The organism is Achromobacter aegrifaciens (assembly GCF_902859735.1).
Lineage (GTDB): Bacteria > Pseudomonadota > Gammaproteobacteria > Burkholderiales > Burkholderiaceae_B > Achromobacter > Achromobacter aegrifaciens.
This window is the reverse complement of sequence record NZ_CADIJY010000001.1, coordinates 875,133-893,197: the sequence shown is the minus strand read 5'-3', so window position 1 is coordinate 893,197 and position 18,065 is coordinate 875,133. Positions and strand designations below refer to the sequence as shown.

The 18,065-nt window shown below is 65.3% G+C and carries 16 protein-coding genes and 1 tRNA gene; 6 read left to right on the top strand and 11 right to left on the bottom strand.

Annotated features, from left to right (window positions below; all coding sequences use genetic code 11):
* Positions 1-49 precede the first annotated feature (49 nt).
* The 8 genes from HV766_RS04025 to HV766_RS03990 all read right to left on the bottom strand — a co-directional run bounded on the left by HV766_RS04025 (position 50) and on the right by HV766_RS03990 (position 6,931).
* A complete protein-coding gene (locus HV766_RS04025) occupies positions 50-835 on the bottom strand; it encodes a CPBP family glutamic-type intramembrane protease (protein WP_119449625.1) in 786 nt (261 codons plus the stop codon).
* Positions 835-1,431, bottom strand: coding sequence for an aminoacyl-tRNA hydrolase (gene pth, locus HV766_RS04020; RefSeq protein ID WP_054451950.1), 597 nt, complete (start codon positions 1,429-1,431; stop codon positions 835-837). Before pth ends, HV766_RS04025 begins: the two co-directional genes overlap by 1 nt.
* Before the next feature lie 97 nt (positions 1,432-1,528).
* Positions 1,529-2,143 carry a 50S ribosomal protein L25/general stress protein Ctc gene (locus tag HV766_RS04015; RefSeq protein WP_042797362.1) on the bottom strand — a complete coding sequence of 205 codons (615 nt, stop codon included), beginning with the start codon at positions 2,141-2,143 and terminating at the stop codon, positions 1,529-1,531.
* 147 nt (positions 2,144-2,290) lie between these two features.
* Positions 2,291-3,241 carry a ribose-phosphate pyrophosphokinase gene (locus HV766_RS04010; RefSeq protein WP_006227587.1) on the bottom strand — a complete coding sequence of 317 codons (951 nt, stop codon included), beginning with the start codon at positions 3,239-3,241 and terminating at the stop codon, positions 2,291-2,293.
* Between the two features lie 140 nt (positions 3,242-3,381).
* Positions 3,382-3,458, bottom strand: a tRNA-Gln gene (locus HV766_RS04005).
* Position 3,459: 1 nt separating this feature from the next.
* Positions 3,460-4,371, bottom strand: coding sequence for a 4-(cytidine 5'-diphospho)-2-C-methyl-D-erythritol kinase (gene ispE / locus HV766_RS04000; protein WP_082400801.1), 912 nt, complete (start codon positions 4,369-4,371; stop codon positions 3,460-3,462).
* Between the two features lie 77 nt (positions 4,372-4,448).
* Positions 4,449-4,991 carry a lipoprotein insertase outer membrane protein LolB gene (lolB, locus tag HV766_RS03995; RefSeq protein ID WP_175180767.1) on the bottom strand — a complete coding sequence of 181 codons (543 nt, stop codon included), beginning with the start codon at positions 4,989-4,991 and terminating at the stop codon, positions 4,449-4,451.
* Positions 4,992-5,044: 53 nt separating this feature from the next.
* Positions 5,045-6,931 carry a tetratricopeptide repeat protein gene (locus tag HV766_RS03990; RefSeq protein WP_175180608.1) on the bottom strand — a complete coding sequence of 629 codons (1,887 nt, stop codon included), beginning with the start codon at positions 6,929-6,931 and terminating at the stop codon, positions 5,045-5,047.
* Between HV766_RS03990 and mutM the strand changes: the two genes are divergently transcribed.
* The 4 genes from mutM to HV766_RS03970 all read left to right on the top strand — a co-directional run bounded on the left by mutM (position 6,930) and on the right by HV766_RS03970 (position 10,844).
* Positions 6,930-7,757 (top strand): bifunctional DNA-formamidopyrimidine glycosylase/DNA-(apurinic or apyrimidinic site) lyase, encoded by an 828-nt coding sequence (mutM, locus tag HV766_RS03985; RefSeq protein ID WP_054451953.1) that lies wholly within the window; start codon positions 6,930-6,932, stop codon positions 7,755-7,757. The two genes, HV766_RS03990 and mutM, sit on opposite strands and share 2 nt — an antisense overlap.
* 139 nt (positions 7,758-7,896) lie before the next feature.
* Entirely contained in the window at positions 7,897-8,850 is a 954-nt protein-coding gene (locus HV766_RS03980) for an MBL fold metallo-hydrolase (RefSeq protein ID WP_119449627.1), read from the top strand.
* A 109-nt stretch (positions 8,851-8,959) separates the two neighbouring features.
* Positions 8,960-10,630 carry an FAD-dependent oxidoreductase gene (locus HV766_RS03975; protein ID WP_175180607.1) on the top strand — a complete coding sequence of 557 codons (1,671 nt, stop codon included), beginning with the start codon at positions 8,960-8,962 and terminating at the stop codon, positions 10,628-10,630.
* 19 nt (positions 10,631-10,649) lie between these two features.
* Positions 10,650-10,844: a DUF2783 domain-containing protein gene (locus HV766_RS03970; RefSeq protein WP_054451956.1), complete on the top strand. Its 195-nt coding sequence runs from the start codon at positions 10,650-10,652 to the stop codon at positions 10,842-10,844.
* Between the two features lie 6 nt (positions 10,845-10,850).
* Here the strand turns inward: HV766_RS03970 and HV766_RS03965 are convergent, their stop codons facing one another.
* A complete protein-coding gene (locus tag HV766_RS03965; protein ID WP_054451957.1) occupies positions 10,851-11,759 on the bottom strand; it encodes a LysR family transcriptional regulator in 909 nt (302 codons plus the stop codon).
* Between the two features lie 165 nt (positions 11,760-11,924).
* Here HV766_RS03965 and hmgA point away from each other — a divergent pair, with 165 nt between their 5' ends.
* Complete coding sequence (gene hmgA / locus HV766_RS03960; protein ID WP_054451958.1) at positions 11,925-13,223, top strand: homogentisate 1,2-dioxygenase; 1,299 nt, start codon at positions 11,925-11,927, stop codon at positions 13,221-13,223.
* 124 nt (positions 13,224-13,347) lie between these two features.
* Positions 13,348-14,664 (top strand): fumarylacetoacetase, encoded by a 1,317-nt coding sequence (gene fahA, locus HV766_RS03955; RefSeq protein WP_175180606.1) that lies wholly within the window; start codon positions 13,348-13,350, stop codon positions 14,662-14,664.
* Positions 14,665-14,671: 7 nt separating this feature from the next.
* Here fahA and yihG read toward each other — a convergent pair whose 3' ends face one another.
* Both yihG and HV766_RS03945 read right to left on the bottom strand, forming a co-directional pair.
* Positions 14,672-15,589: a 1-acylglycerol-3-phosphate O-acyltransferase, YihG family gene (gene yihG, locus HV766_RS03950; protein ID WP_054452317.1), complete on the bottom strand. Its 918-nt coding sequence runs from the start codon at positions 15,587-15,589 to the stop codon at positions 14,672-14,674.
* A 536-nt stretch (positions 15,590-16,125) separates the two neighbouring features.
* Positions 16,126-18,021, bottom strand: coding sequence for an LTA synthase family protein (locus HV766_RS03945; protein WP_119450302.1), 1,896 nt, complete (start codon positions 18,019-18,021; stop codon positions 16,126-16,128).
* Positions 18,022-18,065: the final 44 nt, after the last annotated feature.

Genomic DNA, 18,065 nt, shown 5'->3' with positions numbered 1-18,065 from the left:
CCGGCTGGGCGCTCAGGCCCCGCCGGCCGGGCCGCCGTTGCGGCCCCGGTCAGGCTGCGGCGGCGGGAACCCAGCGCATGATGATCCAGATCATCAAAATGGGGCCAGCGTTGAAAGCGGAATGCAGCAATATGGCTGCGCCGATTCCGCGGCGCACGCGCATCCAGCCCAGCACGAGGCCCGTGAGCCATTGCGGCAGCACCAGCAGGGGCAGCAGCCAGTATGGCGTCTTGCCGTAGACGAAGTTGGTCAGGTGCACCGCGGCAAAGGTCAGCGCGACCAGGTGGAACACCAGGCCGAAATGCTGCAAGTAATAGCGCCGCCAGGCGGTGTCCCAGCCTCGTAGCGGTTCGGGGCGCTGGCGCGCGCCCCAGCAGGCCAGGATGACGAATGCAGCCAGCAGCAGGCCGGTCCAGACCTTGGGCCCCCACAGCACCACGGGCACCATCGCCGGGATCAGCCATAGCGCCTGTCTTGGACGGCGCAGGCCATAGCGGAACAGTATCTCTTCCACCAGCGGCGCCCAGATGACGGCGGTCAGCCAGGGGATGTTGGCGGGATCGAGCCGATGCGTAACGCCGCCGAGCCCGGCGGCGGCCACCGCCACCGGCCCCAGTGCGAACAGGTTCACGGCCCACAGCAGCGCGGCCCAGGCCAGCAGGCGTCCAGGCCCCAGGCCCGGCCACCAGTCGGCCACCAGCCCGCTCGCGGACGCGCGGCCCGGCAGGCGCGAAGCCGGATGCGGGTGCCGGATGAAGCGCCAGAAATCCGCAACTTCGCTGCGAAAGCGAAGTTTTCCGCCAGATAGCGAAGCCGATTGCCGCTGGTCCGTCATCAGGCCTCGTTGCCGCTGTGGAGTTGGCGTGTCGCCAGGGGAAAATCTCCGGCCAGCATCGCCGGCACGACCGCGCGACACCGGTCGATCACCGCTTCGATCTCTTTCTGTTCCTCGCGGCGCGGCGGATGCAGCACGAAGTCCGCCACCTGCTGGGCCAGGCCCAGCGTGCGGGGATGGCCGATGCCGATGCGCAGGCGCCAGAAGTTGGGGCTGCCCAAGGCCGCCTGGATGTCCTTCAAGCCATTGTGGCCGGCGTGCCCGCCGCCCTGCTTCAGTTTCACCTGACCGGGCATCAGGTCCAACTCGTCATGCAGCACCAGCACCTGCTCAGGCACAAGCTTGTAGAAACGAGCCAACGCGCCCACCGCCTGGCCGGAACGATTCATGTAGGTATTGGGCTTCAACAGCAGCACGTTGTCGGCGCCCAGACGGGACTTGGCCACCATTCCGAAAAAGGACTTCTCCAGCGCAAAAGAAGCGCGCAAGTCGTCCGCCAGATGGTCGGCCAGCCAGAAGCCGGCGTTATGCCGGGTCGTTTCGTAGTCAGGGCCGGGGTTACCCAGTCCGACGATGAGGCGTATAGGAGTAGACATGATGGGGGTGTTTAAACCAAAAAACCCTGCGCATGCAAATGCACACGCAGGGTTTCGGGTACCAGCCGTGGAAAGCCCGAGGGCTTTCCGGCAGAACTTAGGCGGCCGGAGCTTCGGCAGCGCCTTCGTCGGCGGCAGCGCCGCCCTTGACCACGGCCGTGGCGGCCAGCAGCGGGTTGGCGTCACCGCCGTGGGGCACGTACGTCACGCCCTTGGGCAGCTTGATGTCGGCCAGGTGGACCGAAGCGCCAGGCAGCAGGTCCTTCAGGTCCACTTCGATGAACTGGGGCAGCGCTGCCGGCAGGCAGGTGATTTCCAGTTCGGTCAGGACGTGGCTGATGATGGCGCCGCCCAGCTTCACGGCCGGCGAGACTTCAGCGTTGATGAAGTGGAACGGGACTTTGGTGTGCAGGGCCTGGTTGGCGTCCACGCGCTGGAAGTCCACGTGCAGGACTTGCGGCTTGTAGGCGTGCCATTGAACCGAACGCAGCAGGACTTGCTCTTCCTTGGCTGCGCCTTCCAGCGCCATTTGCAGGATCGACGCGTGGAATTCTTCCTTGCGCAGGGCGTGGTAGATCTCGTTGTGGTCGAGTTCGATGTTCAGGGGGGCAGCCGTACCGCCATAAACGATGGCGGGAACGCGGCCCGCGCGGCGCAGGCGGCGGCTCGCACTCGAACCCTGGACGCTACGCGCAGTGGCATTGAATTTCATGGAAAACTCCAAAAACAATAAATGGCGAAGAGACTTCGCCGATTAGTGCACGGCACGCGAAATGCGCGCCGTGTTTGTTGCGCCTTGCCGCGACCAGCAAGGCGCAAAACTCTGTATCCGGACTACCCGTCCGAGGGCCGCTACGTCTTAATCGACGAACAGCGAGCTGACCGATTCCGCGTTCGAGATACGCAGGATGGTCTCGCCCAGCAGCGCGGCGCACGACAGCTGGCGGATCTTGCCGCTGGCCTGGCCTTGCTCGGAGAGCGGAATGGTGTCGGTGACGACCAGTTCGTCCAGTTCCGACGCTTCGATGCGGTCGATGGCGCCGCCCGACAGCACGGGGTGCGTGCAATAGGCGTAAACGGCGCCGGCGCCGCGGTCCTTCAGGGCCTGGGCCGCCTTGCACAGCGTGCCGGCGGTGTCGACCATGTCGTCCATGATGATGCAGGTGCGGCCGTCGACTTCACCGATGATGTTCATCACTTCCGACACGTTGGCGCGCGGACGGCGCTTGTCGATGATGGCCAGATCGGCTTCCAGCTGTTTGGCCAGCGCGCGGGCCCGCACCACGCCGCCGATGTCCGGGGACACGACGACCAGGTTCGAGAAATTGCGGCGCCAGATGTCGCCCAGCAGGATCGGACCCGCGTAGATGTTGTCCACGGGAATATCGAAGAAACCCTGGATCTGGTCGGCGTGCAGGTCCATCGTCAGGACGCGGTCGACGCCAGCCACTTGCAGCATGTTGGCCACGACCTTCGCCGAGATGGCCACGCGCGCCGAGCGCGGGCGGCGGTCCTGGCGGGCATAGCCGAAATAGGGAATGGCGGCGGTGATGCGGCCAGCGGAAGCGCGGCGCAAGGCATCGACCATCACCATGATTTCCATCAGGTTGTCGTTGGTGGGGGCACAGGTGGGCTGCAGGACGAAGACGTCCTTGCCGCGCACATTCTCGTTGATCTCGACCATCACTTCGCCGTCCGAGAAGCGACCGACGGTCATCTTGCCCAGGGACATATCGAGGTGGTTGACTACGTCCACGGCCAGCCGAGTATTGGCGGTGCCCGTGAAAATCATGAAGCTATCGTTTGCCATGATGGATGATGCGATGGTCGTTTTAAGACACTAACGAGATGATGCGAGGTAATGCACCAGCGGACCCGGAAAATAAAAAAGCTGCTGAACCCGGGCCAGTGTCTTACAGGCGTGTTCAACAGCTTTTTTATGTATTCGGTTGGCTGGGGAGGAAGGATTCGAACCTTCGCATGCCGGAATCAAAATCCGGTGCCTTAACCAGCTTGGCGACTCCCCAACTATCTTGCAATCCAATTCCGCAACGGATGTTCAGCTAACCCAGTACATGCCTGCACTAACCGAAACCGTGGATGCGTTTGGCTGAATGTTTTATCAGCGCCGCGCATTATAGCGGATATTTCTGCTTCTGCCAAAACGGCTTCGGAGAGTTCGGAAAATTCGGCGAATAAACACGCGCCAGATCCCGACATGCGAACTGGAGTTCCACGAAGGACCTCCTGCTCAGCAAGCCACCGCGATGCCCCAAGCACTTCTGGGTAAAGGCGGTAGACCACCGGCTCCAAATCATTCCTGCCGAAGCGGGAAGTAGGCGAAGCAAGAAAGACCGCTATTGTGATGGAAGAAGAATCTCTTGTCAAATCAGGTGCGGAAAATATTTGTGGCGTGGGCACGCTGGCGTCCGGCTGCGCCACCAGATATGCACGATCCGGCAGCGTCACCGCCGTCAGGTCTTCGCCTACACCCTGGGCGAATGCGGATTGACCGAAGACAAACACGGGCACATCGGCGCCCAGAGGCAAGGCCAGCTCCATAAGTTCGCGCCGCGACAGCCCGGTATTCCACAACTTGTTCAGCGCGATCAGCACAGATGCCGCATCGCTGGAGCCGCCGCCCAGGCCGCCGCCTTGCGGGATGCGCTTTTCCAGGCCAATCTGCACGCCCTGCTTCGTACCCGTGGCCCGCTGCAGCGCATGCGCCGCGCGCAAGGTCAGATCCTGCTCTTCGGGCACGCCAGGCAGCTCCGTGGCGCGGCTGATGACGCCGTCGGCGCGCACATCGAAATGCAAGGTGTCGCACAGGTCGATAAAGCGGAAGGCGGTTTGCAGCAGGTGATAGCCGTCGGCGCGCCGGCCTACGACGTGCAGGAACAGATTGAGCTTGGCGGGAGCGGGTACGTCGTAGAGAGTCACGGCTGAACAAACAAAAAAAAAGCGGTCGCCCGATTTTACCGGGCGACCGCTGATTCCGGGCCAAGACGGCCCGCCATTCAAGGCTGATTGACGATCAGACGCAGCATGATGCGCCGGCCCGGCTCCTGGCGTTCCAACACCAGCAATTGGGGACCTAGCGTGTCGTAACGTGAGAGCCGCGCGCGCCAGCCGCCCTGCTCAAAAGCCGCCAGGCGACCCAGTTCGTCGCGCGACACTTCGGTCGCTTCGGGCGTGGCCGCCAGCTTGCCCCGCAGCCAGTCACGCAGCCCGGACACGGGCATGCTGCTGCCCAGCGCTTCCGCGGCCAGGGCATCGGGATTGTCGGCGACCAGGCGGGTGCCGTCGGCCTTGGTCAGGCTGGCCGCGCCGGGCCGTCCTTCCACCCGAGCCTCGGTCGAACCCAGCGGGTTGGTCAGGTCCAGCACATAGTGGCGGCCATCGTCCGACCACGAGAAGCCGCCCTGCACGGCGTTCTGCTTGCCGCTTTCCTCGTTGACGGTAATGGCGAAGCGGCCGATGCGCGAGAACGCGTCGGCGCTGGCGCCTTCGATCGGTTTGGGCGTGGTGCAGGCCGCCAGCGTCGCCGCCAGCATTGCCATCAGGAACCAGCGCAGCGGCGCGGCGGCGCCGAGCGCACGTTGAAACACTGCGGTCACAGGCTGATCCCCAGGCGCTTGGCCACGTCCTGAACAGTCTTGTTCTTGGGATCCTTGGCCACCGCGGCGCGCAGCAACTCGACGGCCTGGTCGCGCTTGCCCTGGGCCCAGAGAACCTCGGCCAGGTGGGCTGCGATATCTGCTTCCGGACGCACACTGTAGGCGCGCCGCAGGTAGTCGGCGGCCGCTGCGGAATCGCCCATGCGGTACTTGACCCAGCCCATGCTGTCGAGGATGAACGGATCGTTGGGCGCGAGCTCCAGCGCTTGCGTGATCAGATCCAGGGCCTCGGGCAGGCGCTGGTTGTGATCGGCCAGCGTGTAGCCCAGCGCGTTGTAGGCATGCGCATGATCAGGGTCCAGCGCGATGACCTGGCGCAGCATGCGTTCGAGGTCGGCCAGACGGTTCTGGCGTTCGTACAGCATGGCCAGTTCGTACTTGATCTCGACCGTGTCGGGCAGCGCCTGATCGGCCGCTTCCAATACCGACACAGCCTGCTGCACGCGGTCGGCGTCGCGCAGGATCTGGGCCTTGGTCAATACGCCCAGCGTACGCTCTTCCTCGTCCTGCGGTCCGGCGGCGTCGATCATGGCCAGCGCGTCGTCAATGCGACCGCTCTTGGCGCGCAAGGCGGCCTGGCGCATGCGCACCGAGTAGCGCAGCGTCGGATCGTCGATACGGCCCAGTTCAGCAATGGCGTCGTCGTAATGGCCCTGGTCTTCGGCGATGCGGGCCAGCAAGACATGGGCGTCGGCCGCGGCGGCGCCGGCATCGGTTGCGCCCGGGACGGTCGCGCGCTGGCGTTGCTGCTGCACGTCCAGATACTGTTGCAACAGGCTCTTGGCCTGCGGCAATTGCCCGGCCTTGTAGGCCAGTTGCGCCTGCATGAACAGGAGGTCGAAATCTTCCGGCGAACGGCGCGACATGGCCTGCAATTCAGCCAGCGCGCCGTTGTAGTCGCCGCTGTCGGCCAACTGGCCGGCCAGCATCAGGCGCACCTTGCGGGCGTTGGGATTGCGGGCGATATAGGCGCGCGCCTCGGTCTGCGCGCGCTGCGGGTCCACTTTGTAGCCGTATTCCAGCACGCGCAGGGCCGCGGGTTCCGACTTGGGATCCGCCGCCAGGGCCGCGCGCGACTCCTGCGCGGCACGGGTGTAGTCGCCCGAGGCGGAAGCCACGTCAGCCAGCGCCAGGTGCGCTGCCGGCAGCTTGCGCACGCTGTCGCTCAGGGATTCGTCGAGGATGCGCAGGGCGAGGCGGCGGTCGTTCAGGCGGCTCAGCACGGCCAGGGCCTGGCCGATGGCGGCTGGCTTGTCGCGCGAGGAATCGATGCGGTTGCGCAGGGCCTGCGACAGGCCCTTGGTCTGGCCGTTGGCGGCGGCCAGCGCCAGCTCGGTGGAACTGGCCTCGACGTCGTTGGGAGACAGGCGCGCCCAGACCCGCGCGGCGTCCAGGGCGCCGGGCAGGTTGCCGCCGGCCAGTTGGAATTCGAGGGCGCGGCGGGCCAGGCGTGGATCGCCGGTATCCCGCGCCAGGCCCAGCATGGTGGTAGCCGCGGAACCGTACATGCCGCGCTGCGCGGCGATCTCGGAGGCGAGCACGCGATAAAAAATGTCCGCGGTCAGCGAGACATAGGGCAACTGCCCGGGGCGCAGCCGTATGACTTCGGTTTCAGGGTGGCGGCTCTGGGGCGCCATCCTGGGCCCGGTCGCATCGCGCGTCCGGCTGTCGGCGGCCTGGGCCGGCGGGGTCAGTATTGCTGCCAGCGCAAGCGCTAGCGCGGCGATCCCGATGTTTATAGGTTTGAAAGACGACTTCACGCGGCCCGTCCGGTTGATGGCACAATCTTCGTACACGCAATTAATGATCTTACACTGGCTCATGCCGGAACTGCCTGAAGTCGAAACCACGCGTCGGGGAATCGACGCCGTCATCACCGGCCGGACGCTCACGCGCCTGGTCATCCACGAATCCCGCATGCGCTGGCCGATCCCGCAGGATCTGCCGTCGCTGGTCGCCGGCCGCGCCGTGCTGGAATGCGCGCGCCGCGGCAAGTACCTGCTGCTGCGATTCGAACACGGCACCCAGATCGTGCATCTGGGCATGTCGGGGTCGCTGCGCAGCGTCGCGCCTGGTGAATTCCTGCGCAAGCACGACCATGTCGAATGGATCTTCGAACAGGCCGTGCTGCGCCTGCATGACCCGCGGCGCTTTGGCGCGGTGCTGTGGCACCCCGAATCCGACGGCCCCATCGAAGCCCACCCCCTGCTGGCCAAGCTGGGCATCGAACCCTTCGATCCACGGTTCGACGGCGCCTGGCTGCACCGCCATTTCAAGAACCACAGCGCCGCCATCAAGCAGGTGCTGCTGGCCGGCATGGCGGTGGTGGGCGTGGGCAATATCTATGCGTCGGAAAGCCTGTTCCGCGCCCGAATCAATCCCAAGACGCCAGCCAACAAACTGTCGCCCGCCCGCTGCGAGCGCCTGGCCGACATGGTGCGCGCCACCCTGGCCGATGCCCTGACCTCCGGCGGCAGCACACTGCGGGACTACGTTGGAGCCACCGGCGAACCAGGCGCCTACTTCGAGATCCACGCCGCCGTCTACGAACGCGAGGGTCTGCCCTGCCGCGTCTGCGCCACCCCGATACGGCGCATCGTCCAAGGCCAGCGCGCCACCTACTATTGCCCGAAATGCCAAAGGAATTGACCGCTGCCGCCCCGGAAATCCGGGGGAAATCCCTGTAAAAACAAGACCATTTGTTTATAGCAAACGTATTGCACGAAAACTAACGTCGAGCTATATTCCTTCCACACACCCTATTCCTATAAAAGTGGAAGGAGCCTCCATGAGCAAGCAATTCGCCTCGCACGCCGACCTGGACGACAAGGTCGTCTCGTTCGAAAAACTGTCCGACAACGCCTATGCCTACACGGCCGAAGGCGATCCCAACACGGGCGTGATCATCGGCGACGAGGCCGTCATGGTGGTCGACACCCAGGCCACCCCTGTCATGGCACAGGACGTGATCCGCCGCATCCGCGAAGTCACGGACAAGCCCATCAAGTACATCCTGCTGTCGCATTACCACGCCGTGCGCGTGTTCGGCGCGTCGGCCTATAACGCCCAGGAAATCCTGGCCAGCCGCGACACCTACGACCTGATCGCCGAACGCGGCGAACAGGACAAGGCCAGCGAAATCGGCCGCTTCCCCCGCCTGTTCCGCAACGCCGAATCGATTCCGCCGGGCCTGGTCTGGCCGACGATGACGTTCAAGGGCGAAATGACGGTCAACCTGGGCAACCTGGAAGTCAAGCTGCTGCAAGTGGGCCGCGGCCACACCAAGGGCGACACCATCGCCTGGTTGCCCGAGCAGAAGATCCTGTTCGCTGGCGACCTGGTCGAATACCAGTCCACCCCCTACTGCGGCGACGCCTACTTCCGCGACTGGCCCAGCACGCTGGACGCGCTGTCTGGCTTCGAAGCCGAAAAAATGGTCCCGGGCCGCGGCCCCGCGCTGAAGAACGCCACCGAAGTCCGCCAGGGCCTGGCCGGCACGCGCGCCTTCCTGACCGACCTGTACGGCGCGGTGAACCGCGGCGTGGCCGAGGGCAAGGACCTGAAGACCATCTACCGCGAGGTCTACGACTTCATGAAGCCGCGCTACAGCGACTGGGTGATCTTCGACCACTGCATGCCGTTCGACGTGTCGCGCGCCTATGACGAGGCCACCGGCTACACCCACCCGCGCATCTGGACCGACAAGCGCGATCTGGAGATGTGGGCGCAGCTGGAAGGCTGATCCCGGCGGGCCGCCAACGGCCCATCCGAGCACCAACCGGAATCGCGCGCCGCAAGGCGGCGCGCGGCTTCGTGACATAAAAACAATATGACCCACACAGGAGACAACCGTGGGAGACATCGACTTTCAGGCGATGGAATTCGCCTATGAAAAACACGCCGACCAGGCCGCCAGCGAGCTGGCGCGCCATCAGGTGGTGGTGGTGGGAGCCGGCCCGGTCGGTCTGACCACGGCGCTGGACCTGGCGCGCCAGGGCGTGCGCGTGGTGGTGCTGGACGACGACTTCCGCCTGTCGACCGGCTCCCGCGCCATCTGTTTCTCCAAGCGCACGCTGGAGATCTGGGACCGCCTGGGCGTGGGTCAACGCATGATCGACAAGGGCGTGTCCTGGAACGTGGGCAAGGTCTTCTTCCGTGAGCAGGAAGTCTGGCGCTTCGACCTGCTGCCCGAACCCGGCCATCGCCGCCCGGCCTTCATCAACCTGCAGCAGTACTACGCCGAAGGCTATCTGTACGAGCAGGCGCGCCAGGAGCCCAACATCGATCTGCGCTGGAAGAACAAAGTTGTCGGCCTGGAGCAGCGCGATGACGGCGTGGTCCTGAACGTGGAAACCCCGGACGGCGCGTATGCCTTGCATGCCGACTGGCTGATCGCCTGCGACGGCGCGCGTTCGCCGGTGCGCAAGCTGATCGGCCAGGAAAGCCACGGCCGCATCTTCCGCGACCGCTTCCTCATCGCCGACGTCAAGATGCAGGCGGACTTCCCGACCGAGCGCTGGTTCTGGTTCGACCCGCCCTTCCATCCCAACCAGTCCGTGCTCTTGCACCGCCAGCCCGACAATGTCTGGCGCATCGACTTCCAGCTGGGCTGGAACGCCGACCCGGTCGAGGCCGTCAAGCCTGAAAACGTGCTGCCGCGCATCCGCGCACTGCTGGGCCCCGACGCTCGCTTCGAGCTGGAATGGGTCAGCGTCTATACCTTCGCGTGCGAACGCATGGACAAGTTCCGCCACGGCCGCGTCGTCTTCGCCGGCGACTCCGCGCACCGCGTATCGCCGTTCGGCGCCCGCGGCGCCAACAGCGGCGTGCAGGACGCGGAGAACCTGGCCTGGAAACTGAAGCTGGTGCTGGCCGGCCAGGCGCCCGAGACACTGATCGACAGCTACGCCGTCGAACGCGAATACGCCGCCGACGAGAACATCCTGAATTCGTCGCGCGCCACCGATTTCATCACGCCCAAGAGCGACATCAGCCGCAATTTCCGCAACGCGGTGCTGAACCTGGCCAAGACCCATCCGTTCGCGCGCTCGCTGGTCAACAGCGGCCGCCTGTCGCTGCCCGCGACCTACACCGGCTCGCCGCTGAACACGCCGGACACCGACGCCTTCAGCGGCCGCATGGTGCCGGGCGCGGTGGCGCTGGACGCGCCCGTGAACGCGCAAGATTGGTGGCTGGCGCAATTGGACGGTGAATTCGTGCTGGCGTTCTTCTGTGGCGACGCCCTGCCCGACCGCAACACGCTGCTTGCCCTCCAGGCGCTGCGCATGGCGCCTGTGCCGGTCAAGGCCGTGCTGGTCGCCAGCCCGCAATGCGATCTGTCCGCGCTGCCCAACGAGCTGGCGTCCGTCACGGACCGCGAAGGCTGCCTGGGCAAGCGCTATGACGCGCAAGCCGGCACGGCCTACCTGATCCGCCCCGACCAGCACATCACCGCCCGCTGGCGCGCCTTCGACGCCGGCGCCGTCACCGCGGCCGTCAGCCGCGCCACGGGCCGGGCCTGAACTTCGAGATCACTCCATCATGCTGATTACCGAAACCAACCTGGTCTCGCCTGACGACTTCTACGAAGCGCTGATCGAGACCCACCGCGACCTCACCAACGAGCAAAGCCAGGAGCTCAACGCGGCGCTGATCCTGTTGCTGGCCAACCACCTGGGCGACATGGAAGTGCTGCGCGAGGCGCTGCGGCAAGCGCGGGCGTCCGTGGCGCCGTAGTTCCCTTCACGCCCCGACCGCGAACGCATTGACGATCAACGCGCGCAGCCATTGGTTGCCGCTGTCGCGGTCCACCCGGCGCTGCCAGTACATGTTGGTCTGCAGCGCCGGCACTCTTATCGGCGGCGTCATGTAGCGCAGGCCGAATGGCGGCGCGGCGCTGGCGGCAAGTTTTTCGGGCACGGTGGCCAGCAGGTCGGTCGCGCTGACGATGTAGGGCACGGCCGAAAAATGCGGCACGCTGAAATGCTCGGCCAGATCGACGCCGGCGCGTTCCATGGACTGGTTGACCTGCCCATAGGGCGCCGCGCGCGACACGATGAGGTGGCGCTCGGCCCGGAAGGCCTTGAGGCTCATGCCGGCGTGCGCCGTCGGATGCGCCTGCCGGAACAGGGTCGCATAGCCCTGGCGGAACAGCATGCGCTGTAGCGTACCCGCCCCCATTTCATCGAATGCGCCGATCGCCAGATCCACCCGCCCCGCCTCCATTTCCCGCGGCAGATCCGGTCCCTGCACCCGCACCGAATCGATGCGCACCTGCGGCGCCACCTGCACGCAGACTTCCATCAGGCGCGGCATGAAGTGAATTTCGCCCACGTCCGTCATCGCCACCCGGAAGCGGCGGGTGCTGGTGGCGGCATCGAAGACGTCCTGGTCTTTCAGGGCCTGCGACAACATGGTCAACGCCTCGCTGACTGGGCCCGCCAGGCGCTGCGCGCGCGGCGTGGGCAGCATGCCCTGCGCCGTGCGCACGAACAGATCGTCGCCGAATGCTTCGCGCAGGCGGCGCAGCGCGTTGCTGACCGCGGGTTGCGACAGGTCCATGCGCCGCGCCACGGCCGACAGATTGCGGTCCTCCAGCAGATGCTGGAACAACAGCAGCAGATTCAGATCGACATCGCGCAGCTCGGCCATACGCCCCCCTACTATTCACAAAATTTATAGTCTCTATTTTTGCATTCCCATAGCCGTAGCGGGGATTTTTTCCGACAATGCCATATGGGCTCCGGAAACCTTCCGCACGAGCCACCCGCACCAGGCCGCGCGGCCAAGCACCGCGCCGCCGCTCAGGAGGAATCCATGGAACTGCAATACCAGACCGGCTTCGGCAACAGTTGCGCTACCGAAGCCCTGCCCGGCGCGCTGCCGCTGGGCCGCAATTCGCCGCAGCAATGCCCCTACGGCCTGTACGCCGAGCAGTTGTCCGGCACCGCCTTCACCGCGCCGCGCAGCGAAAACCGCCGCTCCTGGCTCTACCGCATCCGTCCCGGCGCGCAGCACAAGCCGTTCGAGGCCTTTGACGGCGCCGCCGGCTGGCAAAGCACCTTCGGCCAAGGTCCCGTCACGCCCAATCAGTTGCGCTGGAGCCCGTTGCCCATCCCCGCCGCCCCCACCGACTTCCTGGAAGGCGTGAAGACCTGGGGCGGCAACGGCGGCCCCGACGAACTCAGCGGCGTAGGCATCCACCTGTATGCGGCCAACCGTTCGATGCAAGGGCGCTACTTCTACAACGCCGACGGCGAACTGCTGCTGGTGCCGCAGGAAGGCCGCCTGCGCCTGGCCACGGAGCTGGGCCTGATCGACCTGGAACCGCTGGAAATCGCCGTCATCCCGCGCGGTGTGCGCTTCCGCGTTGAACTGCTGGACGGCAACGCGCGCGGCTACATGCTGGAAAACTTCGGCGCGGCCATGCGCCTGCCGGAGCTGGGCCCCATCGGCTCGAACTGCCTGGCCAATGCCCGCGACTTCAAGACCCCGGTGGCCTGGTACGAAGACCTCGAAGGCGACTTCGAACTCATCGCCAAGTTCACGGGCGGCTTCTGGCGCGCTTCCATCGACCATTCGCCGTTGAACGTGGTGGCCTGGCACGGCACGCATGCGCCGTACAAGTACGACCTGCGCAACTTCAACACCGTCGGCTCCATCAGCTACGACCATCCGGATCCCTCGATCTTCACGGTGCTGACCGCGCCGTCGGACACCCCGGGAACGGCCAACATGGATTTTGCGATCTTCCCGCCGCGCATCCTGGCCATGGAGAACACCTTCCGTCCGCCCTGGTTCCACCGCAACATCGCCAGCGAATTCATGGGGCTGATCCAGGGCGTCTACGACGCCAAGGCCGACGGTTTCGCGCCGGGCGGCGCCAGCCTGCACAACTGCATGAGCGGCCACGGCCCCGACGCCGAGACTTTCGAAAAGGCCTCGCACGCCGATACCAGCAAGGCCCACTACATCCGCGACACGATGGCCTTCATGTTCGAGACGCGGCGCGTCATCCGCCCCACGGAGCAGGCGCTGGCCTCGGTAGAATTGCAAGGCGACTACTACCGGTGCTGGCAGGGCATCGCCAAGCATTTCGACCCCAGCAAGGCGTGACGCGCAGGCCTTCTGCCATCCACGCCCGCGGCGATGAGCGCAAGCTCATCGCCGCTTGGCATTTGTAATTTCCGGCGCCTGACGCCCGGCCACCGCATAACCACACTGAAAGAGACACGCAGCCATGACCACCATCAACGAAACCCACGACCCGTCCCTGAAGAGCTGGATCGCCAGCGCCAACACCGGCGAGTCGGATTTCCCGGTGCAGAACCTGCCCTATGCCACCTTCCGCCGCAAGGGTTCGACGGAGTCGTTCCGCCCCGGCGTGGCCATCGGCGACCAGATCCTGGACCTGGCCGCGCTGGCCGCCAAACAGCCCTTCGAGGGCCTGGCAGCGGAAGCCCTGGCCGCGTGCGCCACGGACAGCCTGAACGACCTGATGGCCCTGGGCCAGGCCCACTGGAGCGCCCTGCGCCTGGCGCTGTCGCGCGCACTGCGCGAAGGCGCTGCCCTGCGCGGCACGGTCGAGCCCCTGCTCGTCGCGCAAGCCGACGCCGAATACACCACGCCCGCCCGCATCGGCGACTACACCGACTTCTACATCTCGGTGCACCACGCCACCGCCGTGGGCAAGCAATTCCGCCCCGACAATCCCCTGTTGCCGAACTACAAGTGGGTGCCCATCGGCTACCACGGCCGCGCCTCCAGCATCGGCGTGGATCAGAAGTTCCCCCGCCCCGTCGGCCAGACCCGTCCCGCCAATGAAGGCGAAGCGCCGCAGTTCGGCCCCTGCGCCCGCCTGGACTACGAACTGGAACTGGGCATCTTCGTCGGCACCGGCAACGCCCAGGGCGACCGCATCCCCCTGGCCGACGCCGAATCGCACGTGTTCGGCCTGTGCATCCTGAACGACTGGTCGGCGCGCGACATCCAGGCCTGGGAATACCAGCCCCTGGGCCCCTTCCTGGCCAAGAACTTCGCCTCCACGATCTCGCCCTGGGTCGTCACCATGGAAGCGCTGGAACCGTTCCGCACGCAGTGGATGCGCGGCCCGTCCGAACCGCAGCCCCTGCCCTACCTGGCATCCGATGCGAACCGCGCCAAGGGCGCCTTCGACGTGCAGATGGAAGTCCTGCTGACCACCGAAAAATCGCGCGCCGACAAGCAGCCGCCGGCCTTCCTGTCGCGCAGCAACTTCCGCGATGCCTACTGGAACGTGGCGCAGCTGATCACCCACCACACCGTCAACGGCTGCAACCTGCAACCCGGCGACATGCTGGGCACCGGCACCCTGTCCGGCCCGCAACCTTCGGAAGCCGGCTCGCTGCTGGAACTGTGCAACGGCGGCAAGAATCCCATCGACCTGCCTTGGGGCGAAAAGCGCACCTTCCTGCAGGATGGCGACCAGGTCATCATCCGCGCCGAATGCGTGAAGGCAGGCTATCCGCGCATCGGCTTCGGCGCCTGCTCCGGCACCGTGCTGCCCGCCCGCGCCTGATCCGCGCCTAGTCCGCGCCGGCGCCCGCCCTGGCGGGCGCCGTCAACGCCTCGATCTCATCGTCCTTGGCCTGCCACTGCTGGCCCAGCCAGTGGTGAAAGGTCGTACGGAACGCCTTGTCGCCGGAGTAGTTGCCTTCGCAAAACTCCGGCGGCACCGGCAACTGCCGCATGCGCACCAGCACCTGCCCCGCACGACCGCAGGCCAGATCCCAGAAGCTGGGCGCACCATCCGGATAGACGATCGTCACGTCTATCATCGAACGAAACCGCTTGCCCATCGCATTCAACGCCACCGCCAGTCCACCCGCCTTGGGCTTGAGCAGATGCCGATACGGCGATCCTTGCGCATCGCGCTTGGCAGGACTGAAACGCGTCCCTTCAGCAAATACCATCACGCTGGTCGGCACCAGCGAGAACTTCGCGCAGGCCCGCCGCGCAGTCTCCTGATCCTGCCGCCCCAAATCCGGATTGCGGCGCAACGCCGCCTTGCCGTGGCGCTTCATGAACGGAAAATCCAGCGCCCACCACGCCAGCCCGATCACCGGCACATAGATCAGCTGCTGCTTCAGGAAGAACTTCAGCAACGGAATACGCCGGTTCAGCGACTGCTGCAACACGAAGATATCCACCCAGGACTGGTGATTGCAGTTCACCAGATACCAGTCCGCATAGCGCAGGCCGTCATTGCCCTGTACATCCCAGGGCACATCCTGGATCCGCGCCAGCCATCCGGCGTTGCAGGACACCCAGGCCGTGGCAATGCCGTTGAGCACGGGATCGACACCCCGCCTGACCGCCGCGAATGGCAGCAGCAGCTTCAACAAGGCCAGCGGGAACAGCAGCAGGCACCAGAACACCGTGTTGAGCGCCAGCCAGACGGTGCTGATAACGCCCGTCACCCAGGCGAAACGTCCACGCGGCAATGGCAACACGCGACGGCGCGCAGGCGCGCGAGCACTGGATTTGTTTGATTGGGCAGGCGCAGCGCGGCCAGCCCCGGAAGACGATTCAGGAAAAGTCATGCGCCAGTTTCCTACCTTCAGCAAAAACTCGACTTGCGCAGAATCAAGCCACGATCAGCGCACAGCGCCACCACCCACGGCAACACAGCGCAAGACACCGCGTATGCTCGATCAGGCCGCCCGGGCGGCCTGATCGAGCGGGCACCGCAAAATCTTCCACCGCCCCGCCGCCCGCGGCAAGCACGCCAAGCAAACCACCCACCCCCGCGACGGTAAAGTTTCAAAAACCGAAGCTTGGGGCGTTGGGGGCCTGGGGCGCGCGGGGCGTCGATAAGCCCGAGGGAATCTGAAGGAAAGGCCGAAGGCCTTGACGAAGATGACGACGGGGAAGTCCGGAGCGAAGGCTCCGGACCGCAATCGTTGCCCCGCGCGCCCCAGGCCCCCAACGCTCCAAGCGTCTTAAGAACCAGCAGCATCCCGCACAAACCACGCCGCCATCAAGGCAACCGATACCGCTCTTCCCGATAAGCCCAACTAGCCCACAAAGCATGCGCCAAAGCCTCTTCCGAGAGCCGAGGATCCAAAGGTTCCACCGGCGCATAAACCTCATCCCGCCCCACAGGCGCAGCCTCATACCTGAACTGCCGCGGCGCCTTCGAAGGCTCCAGCACCAGCAGCTGATCCCCCCGCAGATACCCGAAATTATCCGCGTACTGCATCATCGCCCGATCAGGATCCCGCTGCGTCAGGTCCACGCCCAGCATCGGATTCACATTGTCCAGGCCCATCAAGGACAGCATGGTAGGCGCCATATCGATCTGGCTGACCAACCGTTCATCCTGCCGAGGCGCAATCCCCGCCCCCAGAATCAGCGCAGGAATCTGGAAATGCCGCACCGGCACCGGAATGGAACCGTAAACACGCGAATCGTGATCTGCAATCACCAGGAACACCGTGTTGTCCCAGTACGGCGCCTTGCGCGCCTTGTCGAAGAACTGCCCCAGCGCCCAGTCCGCATAGCGCACAGTGTTATCCACCGTCGCCGGATCGCCCACCGGCTTGATGCGCCCTTCCGGATACTCCCACGGCGAATGGTTCGTCACCGAGAATGCCAGCGTGAACACCGGCTTGTCGCCATCCGCGCGCAGCAGCCGGTCCACCTGATTGAACATGTCCTCGTCCGACGCTCCCCACGACCCCTCGAACACCGGATTCACGAACTTGGGACGATCCACTATTTCATCGAAACCGTTGCCCAGGAAAAAGGCCCGCATATTGTCAAAGTGCGACTCGCCCCCGTACACGAAACGCGAATGGTAGCCATGCTTGCCCAACACCTGCGCCAGCGTGAAGAAACCCGTCTGCGAACGCGGCAGCTTCACCACCGCGTCGGCCACGCTGGGCAGGAACCCCGCCGTCACCGCCTCGATGCCCCGCACCGAACGCGTGCCCGTCGCATAGGCACGGTGGAACATCCAGCCTTCCTTGCCCAGCCGGTCGATATTGGGCGTCAGGTCACGCCCGCCCAGGCTGCCCACATACTGCGCGCCCAGGCTTTCCTGCAGGATGATGACCAGATTCAGCGGCTTGTCCCGGCGCACCGTCGCCTTCTGCTCATGCAGGCTGGGATAGCGCGCATCCAGCGGCGCCCCCGTCAGTCCCGCCTTCTCACGCACAATGGCATTCATTTCGTCCACAGCCATCCTGGGATACATCGCGGCCGAGGAACGCTCATCGCGCATGCGGTAGGCGGCATCGAACACGCTATACAGCGAATTCAGCGCCAGCGCGTTGACCATGGCGTCCGAACTGTAGGCAACCTTGGCCGGATTGATCGGACGATGCTCCAGCGTGCCGCGCGCGCCCAAGAACACCAGCGCCAGGATCACGAATGAAGCCACCGGCCGTTTCCACCACGACATGAAGGGATCGCGCGTGCGGGTCGGAAACAGGCGGACCGACAGCCAGGCCGCCAGCACCAGCACCACAAAGGCCGCCAGCAGCACGCCCTTGTAGCCCTGCCACAGCATCGAACCGACTTCCTTCGGATTGAGCAGATAGATGAAATAAAGCCGGTTTGGCCGCGTATCGTATTCCGCGATGAACTGCGGCGTGGAAACCTCCAGCAGCACGAACAGCATCCACCAGGCGCGGAACCACCAGGCGGTGATGCGGGCGGCCAGCGGCCGATGCCCGAACCAGGGCGAAAACACCGCCGGCAGCGCGATCACCATGGACATCAGGCAGACGTCGATGCGCAGGCCGCCCAGCAGCAGCGGCCCCAGCCCCCCTGCCGCCTCCACCCGGTCCCACATCCAGAAGGCCAGCCCCAGCCGCGACAGCGTCAGCAGCGCCAGGACCGCAATGATGAACCGCAGAGTCAGACGGCGCATGCGAGCATCTCCCCCTGGCGCCGCAACGCCTGCTCAGATGAAAG